The sequence below is a fragment of the Micromonospora foliorum genome (genome assembly GCF_022229015.1).
GTDB lineage: Bacteria > Actinomycetota > Actinomycetes > Mycobacteriales > Micromonosporaceae > Micromonospora > Micromonospora foliorum.
Map to the genome: position 1 here is coordinate 1 of NZ_JAKKFF010000481.1, position 3519 is coordinate 3519.

The following is a 3519-nucleotide window of genomic DNA, read 5'->3' on the forward strand; positions in this document are numbered from 1 at the left end:
TCGACGACGGCGACCCGGTGCGGGTCACCCCGTCGGCCATGGAGAGCGCGCTGCGGTGCAGCCTGCGGTGGCTGCTGGAACGGCATGGCGGCAGCGGCCCGACCAGCACCGCGCAGGGGGTGGGCAACCTGGTGCACGCCGCCGCGATGCTCGCCGAGGACGCCAGCGCCGACCGGGGCGCGCTGCTCGACTACGTGGCCGCCCGGTTCGACGCGATCGAGCTGGCGGCCCGGTGGATGGCCGGGCCCGAGCGGGAACGCGCCGAGGCGATGGTCGACAAGTTGCTGCGCTGGCTGGCCACCAACCCGCGTCGGTTGCTCGCCATCGAGCACGAGTTCGCCGTCCGCCTGGACGACCCGAACCGGCCCGTCGACCTGACCGGTCGGGTCGACCGGTTGGAGGTCGACGAGGCCGGGCGGCTCGTGGTGATCGACCTGAAGACCGGCAAGTCCACCGCTGTCACCGGCACCGACCTGGCCGAGCACCCACAGCTCGGCGCGTACCAGGCGGCGGTGGAGGCGGGGGCGTTCGCCGAGTTCGGTGACGAGTCCGGGGGCGCCGCGCTGGTGCAGCTCGGGACCTCCGCCAAGGACGCCAGGGAGCAGAATCAGCCGGCGGCCAGCGAGGGGCCGGCGGCCGGTTGGGCGACCGCGCTGGTCCGGCGGACCGCCGATACGATGGCAGCCGCCACGTTCGCCGCGGTGGCCAACTCGAAGTGCCGGGTCTGCCCGGTGCGCACCAGCTGCCCGGTCTCCGGGCAGGGGCGTCAGGTCGTCGAGCCGCCCACCGTCCGGCGCACCCGTGAGGGTGAGGAGTGAACGTGCGAGCCCAGTCGCGACCTGGGACGGCACCCGTGAGGGCGAGGAGTGCGCCGGTGTTGGGAACTGAGACAGCACGGTGAGTCAGCCCACCCTGTTCGGCGCGGGTCCCGCGCCGACGCCCCGGCTCGCGGACTCCGGCCCCCGGTACACCCCGGTGGAGCTGGCCAAGTTGCTGCGGTTGCCGGCGCCCACCCGGGAGCAGGCCGCGATCATCGCCGCCCCGGTGGAGCCGCTGCTGGTGGTCGCGGGCGCCGGGTCGGGCAAGACCGAGACGATGGCCGCGCGGGTGGTCTGGCTGGTGGCCAACTCGTACGTGCGGCCGGAGCAGATCCTCGGGCTGACCTTCACCCGTAAGGCGGCCGGCGAGCTGGCCCATCGGGTACGGACCCGGCTCGACCAGCTCATCCGCCGCCTCGGCCGGCAGGGACGGGACCCACTGGACGATCCGCTCGCGGGGGAGCCCACCGTCTCCACCTACCACTCGTACGCGGGGCGGATCGTCACCGAGCACGGGCTGCGGGCCGGCTACGAGCCGTCCACCCGGCTGCTCACCGAGGCGTCCCGCTGGCAGTTGGTCGACCTGCTGGTGCGCAACTACGACGGCGACATGTCCGAGGTGGACCGGATGCCGAGCACCATCACCGACGCGGTGCTGGCGCTCGCCGGAGAGCTGGACGAGCATCTGGTCGCGCCGGACGACCTGGCGGCCTGGACCGGTCGGTTCTTCGCCGAGGTGCAGTCCCGGCCGGGCCGGGTGTACGCCGACGTGCGCAAGGCGCTCACCCTCCAGCAGACCCGGTTGCGTCTGCTGCCGCTGGTGCGGGCGTACGCCCGGCGCAAGGAGGACTTCGAGGCGATGGACTTCGCCGACCAGCTCGCCCGGGCGGCCCGGGTGGCCCGGGACCACCCGGGGGTCGGTGTGATCGAGCGGGACCGCTTCCGGGTGGTGCTGCTCGACGAGTACCAGGACACCAGCCACGCCCAGGTGGTGTTGCTCAACGCGCTGTTCGGTGGCGGGCACCCGGTGACCGCGGTGGGCGACCCGTGCCAGTCGATCTACGGCTGGCGGGGGGCCAGCGCGGGCACCCTGGACCGGTTCCCCACCGAGTTCGCCCGCGCCAACGGTGAGCCGGCCCCGGCGCTGGGGCTCACCACGAGTTGGCGCAACCGCCCGGAGATCCTCCGGGTGGCGAACGCGCTCTCCACCCCGCTGCGGGCGGCGGGTGCCCGGGTGCCGGAGCTGCGCTCCGCGCTGACCGTCCGGGACCCGATCCCGCACCGCAGCCCGGGCGGCGCGGCCGGCGGCACCGTGCACTGCGCGATGCTGCCCACGTACGCCGACGAGGCCGACTGGATCGCCGACAGCGTGCTCGCCGCCTGGCGTGGGGCGGCCGGGATGCCGGGTGCCGCCCCGGAGCACATCCCGGTGGCGCGGCGCCCGACGACCGCCGTGCTGGTCCGGGTGCGCAGCCAGATCCCGGCGATTGAGTCGGCGCTGCGTGAGCGGGGCCTTCCGGTCGAGGTGGTCGGGTTGGGTGGCCTGCTGGACACCCCCGAGGTACGCGACGTGGTCTGCACGCTGCGGGTGCTGGCCGACCCGACCGACGGCGCCGCGCTGCTGCGGTTGCTCACCGGCGCCCGTTGGCGGATCGGACCGCGTGACCTGGTGGCGTTGCACCGACGGGCTCGGGCCATCGCGAACGCCCGGCGACAGGTCGCCGCCGACGAGGCCGCGGAGATCAGCCCCGACCTGTTGGACGAGGCGACCCTGGTGGAGGCGTTGGCCGACCTGGGGCCGGCGCAGGCGTACTCGGCGGAGGGGTTCGCGCGGCTGCGCGCGTACGGCCGGGAGTTGGCGCTGCTGCGCTACCGACTGGACCAGGCGCTGCCCGACCTGATCGCGGACATCGAGCGGACCATCGGCCTGGACGTGGAGGTCGCGGTGCGGGCCGGCCGGGACGGCGCCGGCGACGCGGGCCTGGCCCGGGGGCACCTGGACGCGCTCGGCGACGTGGCGGCCCGGTTCAGCGGGGAGACGCCCGGCGCGACCCTGTCCGGCTTCCTGTCCTACCTGGCCGCCGCCGAGGACGAGGAGCGTGGTCTGGCGCCGGGTGAGGTCGAGGTGGTGGAGGGCGCGGTGCAGGTGGTCACCGCGCACGCGGCCAAGGGCCTGGAGTGGGACGTGGTGGCGGTGGCCGGGCTCAGTCGTGGGCTGTGGCCCGGGCCGGTCCGCAACTCCGACCACTGGCTGGGTGGGCTGGGCGTGCTGCCGTTCCCGCTGCGCGGCGACGCCGACGGGCTGCCCGAGTTGGCGCTCGACGAGGCGGGGGACCAGCGGGCCGTGGCGCGGGCGGTGACCGACTTCACCGACGCGTGGCGGGCTCACGACGAGCGGGAGGAACGCCGGCTGACGTACGTGGCGGTGACCCGGCCGCGCCGGCTGCTGCTCTGCTCCGGTTACTGGTGGGGGGAGGGCACGAAGCGACCGCGAGGTCCGTCGGTCTTCCTGCGTGAGGTGTACGACGCCTGCCTCGACGGCGGGCCGGGGCACCTGATCGACGCGTGGGCGCCGGAGCCGACCCCGGACGCGACGAACCCCACAGCCGAGGTGGTGCTCCGCGCGGAGTGGCCGGCCGACCCGCTGGGCGGTCGCCGGCCGGCACTGGCCGAGGCGGCCGGGCTGGTGCGTCGCCTGATG

The 3519-nt window shown here is 75.1% G+C and carries 2 protein-coding genes; both read left to right on the forward strand.

Annotated features, from left to right (window positions below):
* On the forward strand, nt 1-818 hold an 818-nt coding region (locus PSH25_RS28485), incomplete at its 5' end, for a RecB family exonuclease (RefSeq protein WP_238661972.1).
* 79 nt (nt 819-897) lie between these two features.
* Nucleotides 898-3519: ATP-dependent helicase (locus PSH25_RS28490; RefSeq protein ID WP_238661973.1), on the forward strand; the 2622-nt coding region annotated here is incomplete at its 3' end.